This is a genomic window from Streptomyces sp. NPDC048172 (assembly GCF_043202595.1).
Taxonomy (GTDB): Bacteria; Actinomycetota; Actinomycetes; order Streptomycetales; family Streptomycetaceae; genus Streptomyces.
Genome location: NZ_JBIDAT010000006.1, coordinates 538,833 through 558,863, shown reverse-complemented (window position 1 = coordinate 558,863; position 20,031 = coordinate 538,833). Strand labels below are relative to the sequence as shown.

General features: G+C 73.9%; 19 protein-coding genes. 11 read left to right on the top strand and 8 right to left on the bottom strand.

From position 1 onward, the window contains the following. Positions 1–24 precede the first annotated feature (24 nt). The 4 genes from ACGF3A_RS28270 (at position 25) to ACGF3A_RS28255 (ending at position 5,264) form a co-directional block, all read left to right on the top strand. A complete protein-coding gene (locus tag ACGF3A_RS28270; RefSeq protein ID WP_393733159.1) occupies positions 25–2,190 on the top strand; it encodes a hydantoinase/oxoprolinase family protein in 2,166 nt (721 codons plus the stop codon). After that, positions 2,187–2,867, top strand: a complete 681-nt coding sequence (locus ACGF3A_RS28265; protein ID WP_393733158.1) for a hypothetical protein — start codon at positions 2,187–2,189, stop codon at positions 2,865–2,867. Before ACGF3A_RS28270 ends, ACGF3A_RS28265 begins: the two co-directional genes overlap by 4 nt. An 8-nt stretch (positions 2,868–2,875) precedes the next feature. Beyond that, the gene (locus ACGF3A_RS28260) at positions 2,876–4,183 is read left to right on the top strand and encodes a TRAP transporter large permease subunit (protein ID WP_393733157.1); all 1,308 of its coding nucleotides are present in this window, start codon (positions 2,876–2,878) and stop codon (positions 4,181–4,183) included. 64 nt (positions 4,184–4,247) lie between these two features. Then, a complete protein-coding gene (locus tag ACGF3A_RS28255) occupies positions 4,248–5,264 on the top strand; it encodes a hypothetical protein (protein ID WP_393733156.1) in 1,017 nt (338 codons plus the stop codon). 28 nt (positions 5,265–5,292) lie between these two features. Here ACGF3A_RS28255 and ACGF3A_RS28250 read toward each other — a convergent pair whose 3' ends face one another. From ACGF3A_RS28250 to ACGF3A_RS28240, 3 genes are all read right to left on the bottom strand, one after another. After that, positions 5,293–6,195: an NADP-dependent oxidoreductase gene (locus ACGF3A_RS28250; protein WP_393733155.1), complete on the bottom strand. Its 903-nt coding sequence runs from the start codon at positions 6,193–6,195 to the stop codon at positions 5,293–5,295. 48 nt (positions 6,196–6,243) lie between these two features. After that, positions 6,244–6,927 carry a sporulation protein gene (locus tag ACGF3A_RS28245; protein ID WP_393733154.1) on the bottom strand — a complete coding sequence of 228 codons (684 nt, stop codon included), beginning with the start codon at positions 6,925–6,927 and terminating at the stop codon, positions 6,244–6,246. A gap of 96 nt (positions 6,928–7,023) precedes the next feature. Continuing rightward, positions 7,024–8,169 (bottom strand): hypothetical protein, encoded by a 1,146-nt coding sequence (locus ACGF3A_RS28240; protein WP_393733153.1) that lies wholly within the window; start codon positions 8,167–8,169, stop codon positions 7,024–7,026. A 179-nt stretch (positions 8,170–8,348) separates the two neighbouring features. Here ACGF3A_RS28240 and ACGF3A_RS28235 point away from each other — a divergent pair, with 179 nt between their 5' ends. Continuing rightward, complete coding sequence (locus ACGF3A_RS28235) at positions 8,349–8,993, top strand: LAETG motif-containing sortase-dependent surface protein (RefSeq protein ID WP_393733152.1); 645 nt, start codon at positions 8,349–8,351, stop codon at positions 8,991–8,993. Positions 8,994–9,063: 70 nt separating this feature from the next. Here ACGF3A_RS28235 and ACGF3A_RS28230 read toward each other — a convergent pair whose 3' ends face one another. After that, positions 9,064–9,279 carry a hypothetical protein gene (locus ACGF3A_RS28230; RefSeq protein WP_393733151.1) on the bottom strand — a complete coding sequence of 72 codons (216 nt, stop codon included), beginning with the start codon at positions 9,277–9,279 and terminating at the stop codon, positions 9,064–9,066. 524 nt (positions 9,280–9,803) lie between these two features. Next, positions 9,804–10,442, bottom strand: a complete 639-nt coding sequence (locus tag ACGF3A_RS28225; RefSeq protein ID WP_393733150.1) for a peptidoglycan-binding protein — start codon at positions 10,440–10,442, stop codon at positions 9,804–9,806. 187 nt (positions 10,443–10,629) lie between these two features. On the opposite strand from ACGF3A_RS28225, the gene ACGF3A_RS28220 reads away from it, so the two are divergent. The 5 genes from ACGF3A_RS28220 to ACGF3A_RS28200 all read left to right on the top strand — a co-directional run bounded on the left by ACGF3A_RS28220 (position 10,630) and on the right by ACGF3A_RS28200 (position 15,475). Then, positions 10,630–13,011, top strand: a complete 2,382-nt coding sequence (locus ACGF3A_RS28220; protein ID WP_393733149.1) for a PAS domain-containing protein — start codon at positions 10,630–10,632, stop codon at positions 13,009–13,011. A 206-nt stretch (positions 13,012–13,217) separates the two neighbouring features. Beyond that, positions 13,218–13,625: a hypothetical protein gene (locus ACGF3A_RS28215; protein ID WP_393733148.1), complete on the top strand. Its 408-nt coding sequence runs from the start codon at positions 13,218–13,220 to the stop codon at positions 13,623–13,625. Then, positions 13,625–14,491, top strand: a complete 867-nt coding sequence (locus tag ACGF3A_RS28210; RefSeq protein ID WP_393733147.1) for a transcriptional regulator — start codon at positions 13,625–13,627, stop codon at positions 14,489–14,491. Before ACGF3A_RS28215 ends, ACGF3A_RS28210 begins: the two co-directional genes overlap by 1 nt. 38 nt (positions 14,492–14,529) lie before the next feature. Beyond that, positions 14,530–15,066, top strand: coding sequence for a roadblock/LC7 domain-containing protein (locus ACGF3A_RS28205; protein WP_393733146.1), 537 nt, complete (start codon positions 14,530–14,532; stop codon positions 15,064–15,066). A gap of 34 nt (positions 15,067–15,100) precedes the next feature. Further along, positions 15,101–15,475 carry a hypothetical protein gene (locus ACGF3A_RS28200; protein ID WP_393733145.1) on the top strand — a complete coding sequence of 125 codons (375 nt, stop codon included), beginning with the start codon at positions 15,101–15,103 and terminating at the stop codon, positions 15,473–15,475. Positions 15,476–15,527: 52 nt separating this feature from the next. On the opposite strand, the gene ACGF3A_RS28195 is transcribed toward ACGF3A_RS28200, so the two are convergent. Then, complete coding sequence (locus ACGF3A_RS28195) at positions 15,528–16,421, bottom strand: NADP-dependent oxidoreductase (protein ID WP_393733144.1); 894 nt, start codon at positions 16,419–16,421, stop codon at positions 15,528–15,530. A 63-nt stretch (positions 16,422–16,484) separates the two neighbouring features. Then, positions 16,485–18,017 (bottom strand): MFS transporter, encoded by a 1,533-nt coding sequence (locus ACGF3A_RS28190; protein WP_393733143.1) that lies wholly within the window; start codon positions 18,015–18,017, stop codon positions 16,485–16,487. Positions 18,018–18,196: 179 nt separating this feature from the next. Between ACGF3A_RS28190 and ACGF3A_RS28185 the strand changes: the two genes are divergently transcribed. After that, positions 18,197–18,955 (top strand): L,D-transpeptidase family protein, encoded by a 759-nt coding sequence (locus ACGF3A_RS28185; protein WP_393733142.1) that lies wholly within the window; start codon positions 18,197–18,199, stop codon positions 18,953–18,955. A 14-nt stretch (positions 18,956–18,969) separates the two neighbouring features. Here the strand turns inward: ACGF3A_RS28185 and ACGF3A_RS28180 are convergent, their stop codons facing one another. Then, entirely contained in the window at positions 18,970–19,761 is a 792-nt protein-coding gene (locus tag ACGF3A_RS28180) for an IclR family transcriptional regulator (protein WP_393733141.1), read from the bottom strand. Positions 19,762–20,031 lie beyond the last annotated feature (270 nt).

The window sequence follows — 20,031 nt, the reverse complement described above, 5'->3', positions numbered from 1 at the left end:
CAGAACACAAGGAGGTGTTCCCCTATGGCACCGCACCGCATCCGCGTCGGCATCGACGTGGGCGGGACCTTCACCGACGCCGTGGCGGTCGACTCGGCCACGCTGGAGCTCGTCGCCCAGGTGAAGGTCCCCACCAGCCACCACCACGCCGACGGCGTCGCGCACGGCATCGTCGAGGCGCTGGACCGGCTGCTGCAGCACGTCGGGTGCGACCCCGACGACGTCGCGTTCCTCGCGCACGGCACCACCCAGGCGACCAACGCGCTGCTGGAGGGCGACGTGGCGCCCGTCGGCCTCCTCGGCATCGGCACGGGCCCCGGCGCCCTGCCGACCAGGCGCCTCGCGGGGCTCGCCCGCCTCGAACTCGTCCCCGGCAAACGGTTCCCGCTGCACTACGCGCACATCGAGGACCCCGGCGACTCCGCCGCCGTCCGCGCCGCCGTCGAACAGGTCGCCGCCGCCGGGGCCGAAGTGCTCGTCGCCAGCGAGCCGTTCAGCGTCGACCTGCCGGACGGCGAGGAGGCGGTGATCGAGACGGCACGCCCGTACGGGCTGCCGATGACCGCCGCGCACGAGATCACCTCGCTCTACGGACTGCGCAAGCGCACCCGTACCGCCGTCGTCAACGCCGCGATCCTGCCGAAGATGCTGGCCACCGCCGACCTGGTGGACTCCAGCATCGCCGCCGCCGGGGTGACCGCGCCGCTGATGGTGATGCGCTGCGACGGCGGCGTGATGTCGCTGGCCGAGATGCGGCGGCGCCCGCTGCTGACCGTGCTGTCGGGACCGGCCGCCGGAGTGGCCGGGGCGCTGATGCGCGAACGGGTCAGCGAGGGCGTGTTCCTGGAGACCGGCGGCACCTCGACCGACATCAGCGTCATCCGGCGCGGCAAGGTCGCCGTCCGGCACGCCACGATCCTCGGCAAGCCCTCCTACCTCTCCGCGCTCGACGTCCGTACGGTCGGCGTCGGCGGCGGCTCGATGGTGCGGCTGGGCGGTGCGGGCGGTGCGGGCGGCGCGGGCGGTGGTCCGCGCCGCACGGTGCACGCCGTCGGACCGCGCAGCGCGCACATCGCCGGACTGCCGTACGCCTGCTACGCCAAGCCCGAGGATCTGGAGGGCGCGCGGCTCGCCACCGCGAGCCCGCTCGACGGCGACCCCGGGGACTACGCGGTCCTGGACGCCGACGGCGGGCGCTTCGCGCTCACCATGACCTGCGCGGCCAACGCGCTGGGCCGGGTCCCCGAGGGCGACTTCGCCGCCTGCGACCCGGCCGTGGCCCGTACGGCGCTGGCGCCGCTGGCGGAGGCGCTGGGCACGGACGTCGAGGGGGCGGCGACGCGGATCCTGGACGCGGGCGTGCGGCAGGTGCGCGAGGTCGTCGACGCGATGGTCCGCGACTACCGGCTCGACCGCGACGCGGCCGTCCTCGTCGGCGGCGGAGGCGGCGCCGCGTCCGTCACCCCGCACCTGGCCGCCGCCATGGGGCTCACCGGCCGGATCGCCGAACACAGCGAGGTCATCAGCCCCATCGGCGTCGCGATGGCGCTCGTACGGGAGCAGATCGAACGGATCATCCCCGGCGCCACGCAGGAGCAGATCCTCGGCGTACGGGGTGACGCGGAGGCCGCCGTCGTCGCCCAGGGCGCGGCGCCCGCGGCGGTCGAGGTCGAGGTCACCGTCGACCCGCAGACCAACACCGTACGGGCCATCGCCACCGGCGCCACCGAGCTGCGCACCCAGGACCGCGCCCACCGCGCCGACGACGCCGAGCGCCTCTCGGCCGCCGCGGCCAGCCTCAAGACCGACCCCGCCGCCGTCGATGTCCTGGCCGCGACCCCCGCGCACACCGTCTACGGCACCGAACTGCGCCGCCGCTTCCGCCGCTCCCGCCACCCGGTCCGGGTCCTCGACGCCGACGGCGTCGTACGGCTGCACGCCGCCGACGCCCGCATCGCGACCACCACGGCGGCCCAGGCCCCGGAGGTGCTGGCGGAGCTGATCCGCGAGTCCACCACGTACGGCGACGGCGGCGTCCGCGCCCCCGCGCTGCGGCTGCTCCTCGGCTCGCGCATCGCCGACCTCTCCGGGGTGCTCGACGCCGAGCCGCTGCTGGCCCTCGCCCGCAGCGAACTGCGCTCCCGCGCCGGGGACGAACCGGTGGTCGCGGTCCTGGAGGCCCGCGCATGAGCCCGGCGACCGGGGAGTTGGCGCTTTCCCCCGCCCGCCGCACCGCGTTCCGCGCGGCGTGTGCGGAGCTGGCGGCCCTGGACGACGCCGAGTTCGGCGCCCGCCTGCTGGCCCGCACCCCCACCCACGAGAACCGCGACCCGGCGCGGCTGCTGCGCTGGGCGGAGGCGGCGACCGCGTTCGGGACCGAACTGGCCGCCGCCGAGGGGCCGTACGAGGGGCCCGCGGGCCCGTACGCGGAGCCGCGCGCGGGGCACGGCACGCCTCGGGTCGTCGAACGCGAGGGCGGGGTCGAGCGGTTGCTGCTCGCCCGCTACGTGTCGCGGCCCGCGCCCGCCGTCGAGCTGTACGCCGACACCCTCGCGCTCGGCGAGGAGGTCGTCGGACTGCTGGGGTGGCGGGAGTGGTTCCCTGTGGGCGCGGTGCGCCGCGCGGCGCTCGCGCACGAGGAGGCGCACTGCCTGCTGCACGGCGACCGGACGCTGCGCCGCGCGCTGCGCGAGCGCCTCGGGCACACGGCGCTCCGCCTCGGGCGGCACCGGATGACCGGCCACGTCGCGGGCGCCGACGAACTCGCCGCGCACGGCTACGCCGCGGCCCGCTGCGGCCTGGGCCGCACCCCCCTCCTGCTCACCGCCGCGCTCGCGCGCGCGGTCCGTGCCCTCGAAGAGGACTGAGGCCCGCCATGGGAATCGTCATCATCCTGATCATGCTGGCGGGCGTCGGGCTGATGCTCGCCCGCAAGCTGCCCACCGCCTTCGCGCTCGTACTGCTGGGCGTGGCCGTCGCGCTCGTCGCCGGGGCGCCGCTCACCGGCAAGAACAGCCTCCTCGACACGGTGCTCGAAGAGGGCTCGGTGGCGCTGGCCTCGACCATGCTCGCCGTGCTGATCGGCTCCTGGCTCGGGAAGCTGATGGAGGAGACCGGCATCGCCAGCACCCTCGTACGGAAGATCGTGGAGTTCGGCGGCGACCGGCCCACCGTCGTCGCGCTCGGCGTGCTCGCCGTCTCCGCGCTCGTCGGCACCGTCACGGGCTCCGCGCCCGCCGCCATGATGGCGGGCATCATCGGCATCCCCGCGATGATCGCCGTCGGCGTGCCGAAGACGACGGCGGCCGGGACCATCCTGATGGGCATCGCGGCGGGCATGCCGTTCGAGCTGCCGGTGTGGCAGTTCTTCTCCACCGCGCTCGAACTGCCGCTGGACACGGTGAAGTCGTTCATGCTGCGGCTCTTCCCGTTCGCCGCCGTCTTCGCCGTCCTCTACGTCCTCGTCGAGACCCGCCGCCGGGGCGTCGAGCACACCTGGTCGCTGGCCGACCTCGACAAGCGGCCCGCCGACGACGGCGACGGCGACCGGCGGCGCGGGCGCTCCCGGCGGCTGGGCGACGCACCCTGGTACGCGCTGCTCGCGCCCGCCGTCCCGCTCGTCCTCGCGCTCGGCTTCGAACTGGCGATCATCCCCTCGATGCTGGCCGGTGTCCTCTACGCGCTGGTGGCCACCACCCGCCCGCGCGAGATGAACAAGCGGCTGCTGCGCACCCTGTACTCCGGGTTCGAGGTCGCGGCCCCGCCCATCACGCTCTTCGTGGCGATCGGCATCCTGCTGGCCGCCGTCAAGCTGCCCGGCGCGGTCGAGGCGCTCGACCCGCTGGTCAAGGCCGTCAGCCCGGGGCACCCCGCCGCGTTCGTCGTCGTCTTCACGCTGCTGGCGCCGCTGTGCCTGTACCGCGGGCCGCTCAACGTCTACGGACTGGGCGCGGGCATCGCGGGCGTCCTCATCTCCGCCGGTGTCTACCCGGCCGCCGCCGTGCTGGGGCTGACCGCCTCGTACAACCAGATCTTCGGCGTCGCCGACCCGACCAGCACCCAGACCGTATGGGCGGCGCAGTACGCCGGGGTCAGCCCGCAGCAGGTCATGCTGCGCACCCTGCCGTACGTGTGGTGCGTCGCGCTCGGCGGACTGGTCGTCACCGCGGCCACCCGGCTCTGAACCCATCCGGTCCCGATCCCACGGCTCCACCGATCCGGAACACCCCCTGGAAGGGAGCACGTTCATGACACTCGACCGCCGCCGCTTCCTGCGCAACGCCACGGCCACGGCCACCGCCGCCGCCGGGGGCACCCTCCTCGGCCTCGGCACGCCGGGCACGGCATCGGCTTCGACTTCGGCCTCGGCCCCCGGAGGCTTCCCCGACTACCGGCACGTGCGCACCCTGCTGAAGCCGGGCGACCTCAAGTACAACCCCACCGGAGAGATCATCTTCCCCTGCGTACGCGGGGTCTACGACAGACTCCCGGAGCCGCTGGGCCGCTACTACCTCTACTACGCCCCGCACGACAAGCCCGGCGGCATCTGCCTCGCCTACGGCGACTCGCTGGAGGGGCCGTTCACCGAGTATCCGCGCAACCCGGTCGTCGGCAACGTCTGGAAGCCGCACTACTCCGTCAGCCACGTCTCGTCCCCGCACGTGATGTGGCACGCCGAACGGCGCGAGATGTGGCTGTACTTCCACGGCGAGAACACCACGACCCGCCTCGCCCGCTCCAAGGACGGCGTCCACTTCACGTACGACCGCGCCGTGCTCACCACCGCGATGCTGCCCAAGGGGACCACCGAGGCCTCGTACGCCCGCGTCTTCCCGTACGCGCTGCCCGGCCGGGACGCCCGCTACGTCATGCTCTTCATGCGCAACGACGCCTCCAACCACCGTGACATCGGCTGGGGCTGGTCGGCGGACGGCCGCACGTGGAAGTTCGACCCCGAGCCGCTGATCGACCACGCCGAGGTCGGCGCCTCCGACGTCTCCGGGGCGCATCTGCTGACGCGTGACGGCCGTACGTACGTCGTCTACCACACCGACAAGGGCAGCGGCGGCAACGTCCTGATCACCGAGGTCGGCACCGACTTCGCGCGCCGCGAGCACCTCGGCGTCTTCTACGACTCGCGGAGCCCGGCACCGGAGAACGGCCGCTCCGCCGCGCCGTCCTTCGGCACCGACAGGGGAGTGCCGTACATGATCTACGAGGCGGGGGAGCGGCTGGAGGGCGTGATCGCCATGGCACGCGGCTGAGTTCGCCTGCTGAGGAGCTTCGAGGGACTCAGGGGACGAGGACCAGGCGCCCGCGCACGCCGGGAGCGGCCAGGTGGGCGTGGGCCGCTGCGGCTTCCCCGAGCGGGTACGTGCGCGCGACGCGGGGCAGCAGCACGCCCTGGTCGGCCAGCCGGGCCAGCTCGTTGAGCTGCGCGCCGTCCGCGCGTACGTCCAGTGCCGCGACCCGGATCCCGCGCTCGGCCCCGGGCTCCTGGCCGGGCCATACGCCGACGTAGGCGCCGTCGTCCGCGACCGCGGCGAGCGCGTCGTCGCCGAGGACGGCGGCGTCGAGCACCCCGTCGAACGCGGCAGGCTCCGGAGCCGAGGTGCGGGGGAGGAAGCGGTCGGCGCCCCGGGAGGCGAGGAACTCCTCGTCCCCCGGGGAGGCGAGCGCCGTGACCCGCAGCCCGTGCAGCCGCGCCAGCTCCACCGTGTGGGTGCCGACGCCGCCCGCCGCGCCGGTGACCAGGAGGCTCTGCCCGGCGCGCAGGCCCAGGAGGCCCAGCGCCTGGAGGGCCGAGAGTGTGTTGAGGGGGAGCGTCGCGGCCTGCACGTCGTCCAGCTCGGTGGGCGCGGGGGCGAGGGCTTCCGCGTCGAGCACCGCGTACTCGGCGTGGGTGCCCAGGGGCCTGTGGTGGCCGGTGGCCAGCCCGATGACGCGGTCGCCGGCCGACCAGAGCGCTTCGGCCCCGTCCCCGACGGCGTCCACGGTCCCCGCGACGTCCCAGCCGAGGCCGATCCATTCCCCGTCGCCGCCGAAGGCGCCCGCCCGCATCGCGGCGTCCACCGGGTTGAGCGCGGCGGCGGCCACCTTGACCCTCGCCTGCCCCGGACCCGGCTCGGGCACCGGGAGCTCGACGACGTCGACGGCCTCGGGACCACCGAAGCTGGATACCGTTGCGGCGCGCATGGCGGTCTCTCTTCCTGGGGAGGGCCGTGGGAGCTGTGACGTGGCTTCCTACCGTTGGTTCGTGAGGCCATGGTGGGTCAGCGTGGGGGCGCGTGCAAGAGGCACACGCGCGTGCGTGACGTCGAGCGCGCCGGGGACACAGCCGGGGACACAGGGGCGGTGCTCATCATCACGGGCGAGGAAGATGACCGCGACGCTGTCGAGGTGGGGCCCGTAGCGCGGGGGCGGGGTGAACTCGACACGCTGGGCGACGGGGGCGGCGTGCCCACCGTTTCGCGGCACGGGGCTCAGGTCCGCGGAGGACCAGCCGAAGCCGTGCCGGTCGAGGGCCGTCAGCACGGCTTCCTGCGCGGGCAGCGGCCGGACGCTCACGAGCACCCGCGCGCTCGTCCTGTCGGCCCCCGCCGTCCGCACCCGTGCCCGTACCCCCACGGTCACGCCCACCGGCTGCCCGTACCACTCGGTGAACGGCGTCCCGTGCGGCACGGTGAACGCGAAGGGCACCACGTGGGGCTCTCCGGCGCCCAGCTCGAAGGGACCGCCGACGGCGAGGTGGTGGAGGACCGCCGTGCTGTTCCGGGCCGGGGCGTCGGCGGTGAGTTCGAGAGCCACGAGGTCGACGGTGCGGTGGGTGCCCTCGCTGACGAGGGTCACCTCTCCGGTCAGGGCTCCGCCCGGCACGGTCGAGCCCGGGGTCATGACTGTGTGCACGGAGAGGCGGTCGGTTTCCACGTCGGTGTCGTTCCTTGTCCTGTCGCTGTTCGGCCGCTGCTGTGGCGCTGTTCTGCCGCTGTTCCGTCGCTCGGGTGAGGCGGTGACGGCGGTCGCTCAGGCCGTGGCCATGGCCTGGCGGGTGATCTGGTCGATCTGGGCACGGGCCCGTTCGGCCTCGGCGCGGGCGGCTTCGAGCTCGGTGGTGAGCGCGGCCAGCGCCGCCTGCCTCTCGCTGATCGTCCGCTGGAGCTCCTGACCGTGCGTCCGCTCCTCCTGGAGGAGCTGCCGTGCCTCGGTCCCGGCGGTGGCGGCGTCCTCGGCGGCCACCAGGGCCTGGTTCAGCTCGCCGCGCACCTGTGCGTGGGCCTGGCGGAGCTGGGCCGCGTCCGATTCGAGCTGCTTACGGGCGCTCTCGGTCCCGCGTGCGGTGTCCCTCGCCTCCTGCGCGGCGGCCTCGTGGAGCCGGGACTCCTCCTGGGCCGCCGCCAACTGCTCCCGGGTGTGGGCGAGTTCACCCTGCGCGGCCGTGGCCTCGCCCTGGCTCACCTGTACGGCGGTCTGCAGCTCGCCGACCCGTGAGCGGGCGGCGGCCGCCTCGACGCGTGCCTCTTCGAGCGCGGTGCCCAGGCTCTGCACCTGCTGGACGAGATGGTCACGCTCGGAGAGCGCCTGTGCCGCGCGTGCCGACGCCTCCTGGGCGGTCCGGGCGGCCTCCTCCTGCCGCTCCGTCAGATGCGTGTGGTCCGCGCGCAGTTGCTCGTTGCTCTCGGTCAGCAGGTCGTTGGCCTGCTCCTGGTCGTGCGCGTGCCGGGTGGCCTCCGCCGCCTGCTCCCATGCCCGCGCGGTCTCCTCGCGCGCCGCCTCGCGGTCCGCGTGGGCCGAGGCGACCTCGGCGGCGGACTCCGCGCGCTGTCGTGCGAGAGCCTGCTCGACCCCGGCCGCGCTGAGCCCCGAGGTGAGGGAGACCGCGAGGTTCTCGCCCGCGTGCTGCAACTGCTCGACGATGTCCCAGACGAGCGCGACCTGGCCCGTCAGGCCGGGGGCGTGGCGGTTCCGGTCGCGCTGCGCGGCGGACGCGCGTTCGCAGGCGCCCCCGTTGTCGGTGCAGAACGCCTGCCAGCCCCAGCCCGTCGGCTGGGAGATCTGCCGCCCGCAGTATCCGCACGCGCTCACCTCCGAGACGCCGCCGCCCGGGGGAATGCGCATCACCTCGGCCCCGCCGTCGGCGTCCACTTCTGCTTGGCGCATCGCGCTGTTCACTTTTCTCTCCTGTGCCGCGTGGTTCTGTCCGGTGCTCGAAATCCTAATGCGCGCAACCTGGTTGGCCCCTGAAACAAGATGCTGACCAGGAATCTTTAAGGGATGACTGAGCCTCCCTTAAGAATCCCGCTGACTAAACTCCCGACGGTAGGCACAATTTCTCTCCCGGAAGGAAGAACATGACAGCAATGCGCCGAAGGTGGCAGCGGTCGACGGCGATCGTGGCGACGGGGGCGGCGGCTTTCCTCGGCACGGCGATAGCCGCGACTCCCGCCCAGGCCCACAGCAAGGACTGGTCGGTGGACTGCTCCGCGGTCTCGGTCGATCTGACGGGCTACAGCGCCGAGCACGACAACTCGCTGAGCGTCACGGCGGGTGACGAGTCCTTGGTGGACACGTCCTTCAAGGGCGAGTTCCACAAGAAGATCGACCTGCCGGAGCACAGCAAGGAGCTTCCGGTCAGCGTCAAGGTGACGGCCGGGGACGACGACAAGTTCTCGTGGGAGGACGCGAAGAGCTCGCCGGTGTGCGAGGGCGAGTCGCCCTCGCCGTCGCCGAGCGAGTCGGAGACTTCCGAACCCTCCGAGCCCGCTGAGCCCTCTGAGCCCTCCGAGACCCCGCCGAGTGCGCCCACCAGCGCCGCGCCGAGCTCGCCGGAGACCTCCAGCAGCGCCCCGGCCGCCGAGCCGCGGCCGGGCGGCGGTGCGGACCTGGCCGAGACCGGTTCCTCCAGCAACACCCCGACGCTCGTCGGGATCGCGGCCGCCGTGGTCGTCCTGGGCGGTGGCCTCGTGGCCTTCGCCCGCAAGCGCCGCTCCGCGTAGAGCGACGAGGCCGGTCGCCTCCCGGGGCGACCGGCCGTGCGACGCCAGCTGTGCGCTGCCCCCTGTGTGCTTACTCGCTGTAGGTCTCGATGCGGGGCGCGGAGTCGTCCCAGCGGCAGAAGACCGTCGCGGAGGAGCCGCCCTTGGTGAAGGTCACCCGGATCCACGTGGCGGAATCCCAGACGCGCATTTTCCAGCCCGCCTCTGGCGTCGCCGAGACGAGGGTCGCGGAATTCCTCCCCATGTCGAAGACGGCCCGTCCGCCCGGCACCGTCGCGCCCTTCACCGCGCCGTCCGCGGGTTTCGGATTCCGGGTGGGGCGCCGCGTGGGCGAGGGTGCGGAATGCGCGTCCGGGGCAGGGGAATTGAGGCGTCGCTCGGGATTCCCGGCCCGCTCCGACTTCTTCGGGGAAGGAGAGGGCGACGACGGGACGGGGGAGGGGGAGGCGGGGGATCCGGGGCGGTGCGTGGAAGACGTGCGCGGGCCGTGAGGCGGTGCGGCATTCGGCGTCGGCTCTTCCACGGGAAGGGCGACCGGGGGGTCGTATCCCGTGTTCAGGAGTACGCCGTAGACGCCGAAACAGGAGAGGGCCACGGCCGCGCCGGTGGCCAGAATCCAGGCTCCGACGGACACCAGTCGCGGACGTGGTTCTCGTGGCATTCGAGCATCCTAGAGGATCATTCGGGCGCCCTTTCGCGAGGGCGGGAGAGAGAATTGACGGCAGGGGAGAGGGCTCCTGAGGAACTCTTTCCTCTTTCTTAAGCGGTCCATGAGCAGTTCATGAGCGGCGCGGAGGGAGAGGGGCGCGGTCAGTCGGACTCCCTTTCCAGCACGGCTCGCGTGGTCGGACCGTAGGTGCCCGTCGCGCTGATGCTCCGCGCACTCTGGAATCTCCGGACGGCCACCTCGACGGCCGCGGAATAGGTGCCGTCGATCCGCCCCGGGTAGAACCGCACCTGCCGCAACCGCCGTTGCAGCTCCGCCACCGCGTGGCCCCGGTCACCGGGCGACAGCGCCTTCTCGTCGACGGGGGACGAGCGAGGCGGCGGGGCCTTCGCGGGGGCGGACGGCGCCGGGCGCGCGGGCGCCGTGGTCGACGGCAACGGCTCGGCGGGGGTGGGCGACGGGCCGTCGACGTGCGAGGACGCGTGCGTGGCCGCGTACACCACCGCCGAGGCGGCGACGCCCACGACCATGATTGTCACGAACAGCCCCAGCGGATGCGGGACACGGAAGCGGGTGCGGGGACGGGTGCGGGCCGCGGGATCCGCGTGGGTCGCCGTTGGGGTCGGCGTCGGGGTCGGCGTCGGCGTCGGTGACGGCGGCGCCGACGATCCGGTGCGTGTCCCGTCGAAGAGGGTCACGTCCTCCTGGCGGACGCCCGCGCCGGTCTCATCGGCGCCCCATGTCACCTTTCCGAACACCGGATTCGGCGGCTGGGCGACCATCTCCCCCGCCCCCCTTCTTCTTCTGGAATTGCTTTCTGGAGAGTCGATCACGTGGAAGCTCAGGGAAGCCTGATGAACTCCTTAAGGAATCCCTAAGAAGCCCGCTCACACGCTCTGGATGGCGTCACCACTCACCTCTCCTGGATAGGCTCCTGGTCGTCGCCGAGTTGTGAAAGGAAGTGTCGCGGTGAACGGGGGAACTCTCCGAGAAGCGGGCCCTCTTCCCGCCTTGTGGGACGCGCTGGTGGAGGGCGTCCTGCTCGTCGACGCCAACGGCACGATCGTCAGCGCCAATGCGCCGGCGTTGGCCATGTTCGAGGGGTCGGACGCGCCGCTTCCCGGGCGTGAACTCCTCGACGTGCTCCCCGGGTTCGACGCGGGGCGGGTTCCGCGTCCGCCCCGGGGAGGCGGGGGACACCGGCGGGCGACGCCGGTGCGCATGGCGGCGCGGCGGACGGACGGCGCCGAGTTCACCGCCGAGGTGGCGAGCACGTACCTCGAAGACGGTCAGCTCCCGGGCGCGGGCGACGGGACCCTGGTCCTCGCCGTGCACGAGAGCACCGCGGCCCGGGCGGCCGAGGCGGAGCTGGCACGCTGGAGGCGGCAGACCGAGACGATCCTCCGCGCCACCACCGAGGGCGTCATCGGCACGGACACCGCCGGACGGTGCGTCATGGTCAACCCGGCCGCCGCGCGGCTTCTCGGCCACCGCGCCCCCGACCTCGACCGGCAGGACCTGCACGAACTGATCCTGCACTCACGCCAGGACGGGCATCCGCTGCCCCGCCAGGAGTCCGCGCTCGCCGACACGCTTGCCTCCGGCCGCAAGCACCGGGTGCGCGGGCAGACCCTGTGGACGCGGAACGGCACGCGTCTCCCCGTCGACCTGACCACCGCGCCCGTACGCGAAGGGCAGCACATCATCGGGGCGGTGATGACCTTCAGCGCCCTCCGCCCGACCGCACGGCGCACCGAGGAGGCCGACCGGCCCGACCGGGCGAACGACCGCCTGGCCGCGCGGCACGCGCAACTCCTGGCCGCCCTCGACCACCTCGTCCTGCACGGCCCGCTGGCGCGGACGCTCGCCGAACTGGACGCCACCGGGCAGGCGGCGCCGTCCGCCGGGAGCGGCTCCTCGCCGCTGCGCAGGATCGCCGACGGGCACGCGGCGATGACCCGCGCCGTGCGGGACGTGCTCGACTGCCAGCGCCTCGGCGACCCCGGCGCGGCGGACCTGCGCAAGGACGTCGCCCCGCTCGACCGTGTCCTGCGCACGGCGCTGGACCGCGCGGTCGCCCTCTCCGGCGCCGACCGGTTCCGTTTCACCCTCGGCGTGCCCCCGATCGAGGCCGAGGTGGACGCCGGGCGGCTCACCGTGGCCCTCGCCCATCTGCTGACGGACCTGGCCACGAGGCCGGGGCCGGACGGCCGTTCCGAGCAGCCCGTCACCGTTCTCGCCTCCCGCCACGGCGATGTCGTGCGGATCGAGGCCCACGGCCCGTACGGGGACGACCATCCCCTGCACACCTCCCTCCTGCGCGGAATCGTCGAAGCGCACGGAGGCGAGGTCCGCACCCGGCGGACGTCCAAGGCGGCGGGCGGCAGCGCGTACATCGTCGAACTGCCGCTCGGCGCACGGCGCGGGACGGTTACGCCGAGCCGCCCCGCGCCCCGCGCCGACCTCGTTCCGGCCACCCGGACCGACCCGCCACCGAAGATCCCCGCACCGTCAGTTGTGCCGCGCCCCGTGCCGTCCTCCGTCCCGCGGCACCCCGCCCCGCAACTCGCGCTCGCGCCCCGCGCGTACGTGCGGCCCGTGCTGCTCTGGCCCGATCCGGGCCCGGACACGCTGCGGACCCTGGAGCGCGGCGGCTGCCGTACGGAGGTGATGCGGTCCGGCGACGACATCGGCGCGCGGGCCGACGCGCGGGCCGGTGAGCGGCCCGCCGTCCTGCTCGTCGATCCGCCGGGCGGCACGGTGCCCCGGGCGGCGCTGGAGTCCCTGCGGGGGGCCGCCGCCTCCGCGGACGTCCCCATGCTGCTCACCGTGGGACTCGCCTGCCCCGGCCCGGCCGACGGGCTCCGCTCCCACTCCCCTCACCCGCCCGGCACGGATCCGGCCGCGTTCCTCAGCGCGCTCACCCCGCGCCTCAGCGCCCGCCACCCGTCGCGCGTCCTGGTCGTCGAGCAGGACGAGGCGCTCGGGCGCGCGCTCGTCCAGGTGCTGGAGCGTGCCGGGATGCGTGCGGTGCGCGCCCGGACCGACGCGGAGGCGGCGCCGCTGGTCACGCGGTCGCGGCTCCGGGTCACGCTCGTACTGAGGAACCTGACGCAGGCGCGACGCCACCTCCCCGGCACCGTCGGCCCGCCCTCTCCGACGGGGGAGTCGAGGCGTACGCCGCTGGTCGCCTACACCCCGCCGTCCGGTTCCGCGGTACGCGGTCACCGGGACGGAGCGGCGCTCGTCCTCACCCCTCGGTCCACGGGCGAGGAGGCCGACTCCCGGCTCCTCGGTCTGCTCGCGACGTTCGGTGCCTGCGCGGAACGGCAGGCCGTCGGGCAAGGGTGATCAGTCTCGTTCCCGGAACGGGCAGGCGCGTAAGCCTGGCGATCAACTGTCATGCAGACCTGGCATGTTCCAGGGGAAAGTGCGGGAAGTTCACCCGGTCGATTCCTCGATGCGTAGCCTCAACGTCACTTTCGGTGGTCCCCGTCATGCGCGGGAGACACGTACCGGACGTCGCCGTATGCCGTGCCCGGGGAGGGGAGTCCAGCGTGCCCGGAATCGACGAATGCCTGGGGGAGGCCATGCGATTGCCCGGCGCCCGCAGCGCCGCGGTGATCGACTGGATCAGCGGGCTGGCGTTGGGCGTCGCGGGGGACGCCCCGGGCGGGGACCACGAGGCGTCGGCGTGCGAGGCGGCCGAGGTGGCCCGGATGGTCGCCGAGCACGGCACGTTCGCACCGCCCGAGGAAGTGGCCGGGCCCGGAGCCGGGGGGCCGCCGTCCCCGGGGATCGAGGACGTGATCGTCACCAACGCGGACAGCTACCACCTGCTCCGCTTCGTCGGCGCCGCCTTCGACAGCAGCGTCTTCCTGCACCTGTGCGTGGGGCGTGACGAGGGCAACCTGGCGATGGCCAGGATCCGGCTGGAGGACATCGCCACGCGGATGGTGCTGTGATGCCCGCCGCCGTCGCCCCCTCCCGCCGACCCCGCCCGCCGGGGGAGCCCGCGGCCGTCTCGCCGCTGCTGCGCCGCCTCGCCGCCGAGCGCGCCACCGGCGCCTTCACCCGCGCCTGGGGCACGCTCTTCCTCCTCGACGGGCAGATCGCGCACGCCGAGAGCCCGGCCGCGCCCGGCCTGGACGTCCTGCTGACCACCGGCGGATCCCTGCCGGACGAGGTGTGGCACGCCGCCGTCGCCGAGGCGGGGCCGTACGGATCCGTCGCCCGCCACCTGGTGGAGACCGGGCGGGTGCCCGGCGGGGTGCTGGAGCTGTGCCAGCTCGGGGCGCTGTACGACGCGGCGTTCTTCGTCCTGGCGCCCGGCGGCGGCCCGGGGCGGTTCCGGCACGGGGTGCGCCACTGGCTGGGCGCCTTCCGGGCCGTCCCCGCCGAAGCGGTGGAGCGCGAGACGGTCCGCAGGCGTTCGCTCCTCGACCGCGTCTGGCCGGACGCGGGCACGGACACCCTGCCGGTGACCCGTACGGCGTGCCCGCCCGGGGTGCGGGTCCCCGCCCGGCGGCGGCCCGTCCTGGAGCTGGCCGACGGCGGGCGTACGGCGTGCGAGATCGCCCGCGCGCTGGGCCGCCCCGCCTTCCACACGCTCATCGACCTGCGCAAACTGGCGGCTTCCGGGCTGGTCGCCCCCGCCGCTGCCCCTGCCCTCGCCCCTGCCCCCGTCCCCATCCCCGTCCCCGAGCAGGCGCAGCCGCTGCCGTCTCCGGAGGTTCCGCGCGCGCCGTTGGAAGACGGCCCGCCGCCGGTGTTCGACGACCCGGACGTCGCCCTGCTGCGCAGGCTCAGAGACGCCTTGGAGGCTCTGTGATCCGCGGCTTCAGACAACGCGCCGAGAGGAGAGCACTGATGTCGGCCGAGGCCGAAGTCCGCCAAGTCCGGCAGGAGCTGGGCAGGTTGCGGGCGCACGTACCGCAGCTCGCCGGGGCCCTGGTCGCCACCGTCGACGGCCTGGTCCTCGCCGAGGACACCGCCGCGCCGCCGGGCGACGCGCCCCCGCCCGAACCCGAGTCCCTGGCCGCGCTCACCGCCGCCGCGCTGAGCGTGGCGTACCAGATGAACGAGGCGGCCGGGCGCGGCACCTTCCGCGAACTGCTCATCCACGGCGAGCGGGGCTACGTCGCGACGTACGCGGCCGGAGCCTCGGCCGTGCTCACCCTCCTCGCGGACGACCGGCTGAACGTCGGGCGTCTCCACCTCGAAGGCCGCCGCTGCGCCGCCCGCGTCGGCGAACTCGCCACGCAGGCCCTCGCGTCCGGCGAGTCCGCGCGGGGAGCCGATGCCCGTACGGCGGCCGATTCCCGCACGGCAGCGGCGGCGGCGTCCTCCCGCACCGGCGCCCGGCCGCCGCTGGAGCGCCGCCGCCGGAACCTCCCGAGCTCCTGACATCCACCACGAACCGAAAAGGAAGACACACGTCATGGCCAACACCGACGCCTCTCTCAAAGACGCGATGAACTCCATCGACGGCACGCTCGCCGCCGCGCTCGTCGACTACACCAGCGGCATGGCGCTGGGCACGGCGGGCGGCGGCAAGGACTTCAACCTGGAGGTCGCGGCGGCGGGCAACACCGACGTCGTCCGCGCCAAGCTCCGCACGATGGAGCACCTGGGCATCCAGGAGAGGATCGAGGACATCCTCATCACCCTCGACAGCCAGTACCACCTGATCCGCCTCCTGAAGGCGCAGAGCGGCAACGGCCTCTTCCTCTATCTCGTGCTGGACGCCGAGCGGGCCAATCTCGCGATGGCGCGGCACCAGTTGCGCAGAATCGAAGCGCAGCTGGAGGTCTGAGGGGCCGCAAGCGAAGGCGCCGGGGCCGCACGCGGAGTGCGGCCCCCGGCGCTCAGACGACGATGACCCGGCGCCCGCGCGTATGCCCGGCCTGGCTGTCGATGTGCGCGGCGGCGGCCTCGGCGAGCGTGTACGACCTCGTGACCGGGATGTGGAGCTTCCCCCGCGTGATCAGGGCGGCGGCCTCGGCGAGCGCGTCCGGCATGCTCCCGGCGGTGTCGGAGAAGCGGACGCCGAGCTTCGGTGCGTCGAGGTCGGCGGTCGAGACGACCTTCGCCGGGTCCCCGGTCAGCTCGACCAGCTCGCGGATCACGCCCGAGCCCGCGATGTCGAGGGCCGCGTCGACCCGGCCGAGCCGCCGTACCCGTTCGACCCAGCCCTCGCCGTACGTCGTGGCGAGGGCGCCCAGGCCGCGCAGGTACTCCTGGTTCGCCGCCCCGGCAGTGCCGATCACCGTGATGCCGCGCTCGCGGGCGATCTGCAGCACCGCCGAGCCGACGCCCCCGGAGGCGCCGCTGACCAGCAGCGTCTCTCCGGCGCTCACGCCGACCTGGCGGAGGACGCGCAGGGCGGTCTCGACCACGGACGGGTACCCGGCCGCCTCCTCGAACGAGAGGCCCTCCGGCATCCGGGCCCAGTGCGAGAGCACGGCGAACTCGGCGTAGGTGCTGGAGCCCTCGCCGAACACGGGGTCCCCGGGCTCGACCCCCGCCACGCCCTCGCCGACCTCGTCCACCACCCCGGCGGCGTCCAGCCCGACCCCGGCGGGCAGTTGGAGTGGATGCGCGGCGAGGATCTGGCCTTCGCGGACCCGCCAGTCGACGGGGTTCACGCCCGCCGCCCGTACGGCGATACGTATCCGACCGGGGCCCGCGTGGGGCTCCTCGGCGTCGATGAGGTGCAGGACGTCAGGACCGCCGAACTCGGCGAAGCTCACTTTCTTCATGCCGTCGAATCTAGCACTAACGGATATTGTTTCGGAACGGTTTTTGTTTCGGACTCGTGAGGGCTAGTGCGCCGAGTCGACCCTGAAGCCGCGCGGGACCAGGCCGACGACCAGGAGGGTGACGGCGGCGACGATGCCGACGGAGACGTACGCGGTGGTGGTGAGCGCGTCGTCGAAGGCGGTGCGGGCCGCCGCCATCAGCTGCTCGCCCCGCACGCCGCCCAGCGCCTCGGCCTTCTCGTGGGCGCCGCCGATCGAGTCGCGGGCCATGGCGGGCCGCCCGGCCATGTGGCGGGCGTACACCGCGCCGTGGATGGAGCCGAGCAGGGCGACACCGAGGCCGACCCCCAGCTCGTAGTTGGTCTCGGACACGGCGCCGGCCTGCCCCGCGCGCTCGGCGGGGACGGCGGAGACCAGGGTCGCCGCGGAGGCGGTGATGGCGAGCCCGTCGCCGAGGCCGATGGCGACGAGGACGATGGCGACGACGGGGTACGTGGTCGGCGTCGGGGCCAGCGCGAGGACGAGGAAGCCCGCGAGGAGCCCGGTGAGGCCGAGGGCCATCACCCCGCGCACCCCCACGCGTTCCATCAGGCGCGGCGCGAGCAGCGAGCCGCCCAGCGTGGCGAGCGCGGCGGGGAGGGTGCGCAGGCCCGCGGCGAACGGCGAGTAGCCGTGGACGTACTGGAGCCACAGCGAGACGAGGAAGAGCGCGGCGCCGATCGCGAGCATGGCCAGCAGCGTGGCGAGCGCGGCGGCGGTGAAGGCGCGGTTCGTGAACAGGCGTACGTCCAGCAGCGGGTCCGGAAGCCGCAGCTGACGGCGGGCGAAGAGCCCCAGCACGACGAAGCCCAGGACCAGGGCCGCCACGTCGGCCGGTGCCGCGCTGCCCTTCGCGACGTGCTTGATGCCCCAGGCCAGGGCGACGACGCCGACGACCGAGAGCGCGGCGCCGGGCCAGTCCAGCGGCCCGTGCCCCGCGTCCTTGTATTCGGGCAGGAGGCGGAGCGCGGCGATCACCGTGACCACGACGACGGGGACGTTGACCCAGAAGGCGGCCGACCAGCTGAACGTGCCGACGAGCGCGCCCCCGATCAGCGGCCCGACGGCCGCACCGGCTCCGGCGACGGCGGCCCAGATGCCGATGGCCAGCGTCCGTTCCCTCGGGTCCTGGAAGATCGTCCTGATCAGGGAGAGCGTGCTGGGCATGACCATCGCGCCGCCCACGCCCAGCAGCACGCGCCCCGCGATGAGCTGCCAGGGGCCGGTGGACGTCGCGGCCACGACGGAGGCGGCGCCGAAGAGCAGGAAGCCTGTGACGAAGAGGCGCTTGCGGCCGTAGCGGTCGCTGACGGCTCCCGCGGAGACGAGGAGACCGCCGAGGACCAGGCCGTAGACGTCGATGATCCAGAGCTGTTCGAGCGCGCTGGGGTGCATGTCGTCGATGAGGGAGGGCAGCGCCACATTGAGGATCGTGGCGTCCATCGCGACCAGGAGCAGGCTGGCGCACAGTACGGCGAGCATCGCCCAGCGACCGGCGCCAGTGGTCCCGGCGCCGCCGGGCGCGTGCTGGTCCCCCGGGCGAGCGCTGTGGGCCACCGGACACCCCGTTCTCGTGGAACCCCGTGGGCGAAGCCCGGACCGGCTCCGACCAGCATCTACGCTACGGACAGCCGCCGGAAGCGCACGTTCGTGCGGTGTTCGGGTGACGCGGTGCCCGACACCCGACCGGCCCCGCCCGACGTGTCGCACGGGGCGCGTGGCGCTACCTCTGGAGCATGCGCACCGCACCGCACCGGCCCGGCGCCAGGCCCGGCACGGCCCGAATATCCCCCGCCGCCCTGCCCCTTCTCACGCTCCTCCTCGCGGCCCTGCTCGTCCCGCTGCTGCCCGCCCCCGCGCAGGCGCGCGAGGCGTCCCCCGTGGTGGCGGCGTGCCGCGCGGACACCGGCCCCTACCAGCGCGAGCTGGAGCGGCACCTCAAGCGCCCGGTGGACGGGCGGCAGTCCGAGGCCGACTGCCGCGCCATCCGCGCCTTCCAGCAGCGCCACAAGATCCCCGCCACGGGCATGGCGGACGTCGCCACGTACCGTACGGTCCTCGTCCAGCAGGCCCGTTCCAGCCCGGCGGCGCGCGCCGGATGTCCGCGCCGTACGTACCGCGTGGTGTGCGTGGACCTCGCCCGGCAGATCCTGTGGGTGCAGACCGGCCGCGACGGCAAGCTCGCCCTTCAGCCGATCCCCGTACGCACCGGGCGGCAGGGGCTGGAGACCCGCGGCGGCTGGCACAAGATCTTCCGCCGCGTCCGGCACGAGGTCTCCCGGCTCTACGACAACGAACCGATGCCGTACTCCCAGTACTTCGACGGCGGCCAGGCCCTGCACGGCACGACCCGCTACCTCTACAGCAGCGGCTCGGCGGGCTGCGTCAACCTCCGCCTCCCCGACGCGGCGGCGCTCTGGCGCCTGTTGCGCGTCGGCGACCGCGTCTTCGTCTTCGGCGTCAAGCCCGGTACCAACCCCCGCATCCTGCGCTAGCGGACACCCGCGTGCTACGCACGGCCGCCGTGGCGCAGGGAGAGTTCGCGCGCGGCGGCCACGGCCAACGGCGCGATGTCGTGGGCCCGTTGGAGGGGCATGCGCACCTGTGGCGCGGAGACGCTGATCGCGCGGGTCGCCGCCCCCTGCGCGTCGAAGACGGGGGCGGCCACGCAGCGGACCCCGTCCTCGTTCTCGACGTCGTCGAGGGCCCAGCCGCGGGCGCGGATCCTCTCCAGGTCGGCGCGGAGCGCGGCGCCGTCGGTGAGGGTGTTGGGGAGGCGCTCGGGCGTGCCCGCCGCGATCACCGCGTCGACGGCCCCGGCGTCGGCGTGCGCCAGCATCGCCTTGCCCACGCTGGTGCAGTACGCGGGCTGGGTGCTGCCGATGCGTGAGGCCATGCGCACCGCGTGCGGGCTGTCGACCTTGTCCACGTACACGACGTGCGGGAAGTCGGCCGTCACCAGGTGGACCGTCTCGCTGGTGGACTCCGCCAGGCGCTCCAGCACGTCACGCATGTCGCGGTGCGGATCGGTGCCCGCGAGATAGACCTGACCCAGCTGCGCGTTGCGCCAGCCGAGCCGGTACGCGCCGCCCGGCAGGGTCTGCACGAAGTGGGCGTCGATCAGCGGCTGGACGAGCCGCAGGACGGTGGCCTTGCTCAGGCCGAGCTGGGTGGCCAGCTCGCTGAGCGTGAGCCCGCGCCCGTCCTCGTCGTCGCCGAGCTTCAGGAGGATCGCCAGCGCGCGGCGGAGCGAGGCGGAGTTGTTGCGTGCGCCGGGGGTGGGCGCCAACGGGTCGTTCAAGAGCGGTTCTCCTCGTGGAATCTCGCTGCCGGGACATGACGCGGAGCCGGTCGTCCCGGTGAGGGTGCCGGGCGGGCGGCCGCGGGGTCCATGGTGCGCGACGTGCGCAACTGTCCGGCGGAGGGGGCTGCTTCGGCGTCGCTCCTGGATCTCACCACATCCCTTGCGTTGGTTGAACCCTGCACTTAGAGTCCCGCTGAATGCACTGCAACACAAGGTTTTGCACTGCAAAATCAGCGGAATCCAATGTTCTGCCGCGCTCCTCCCGCG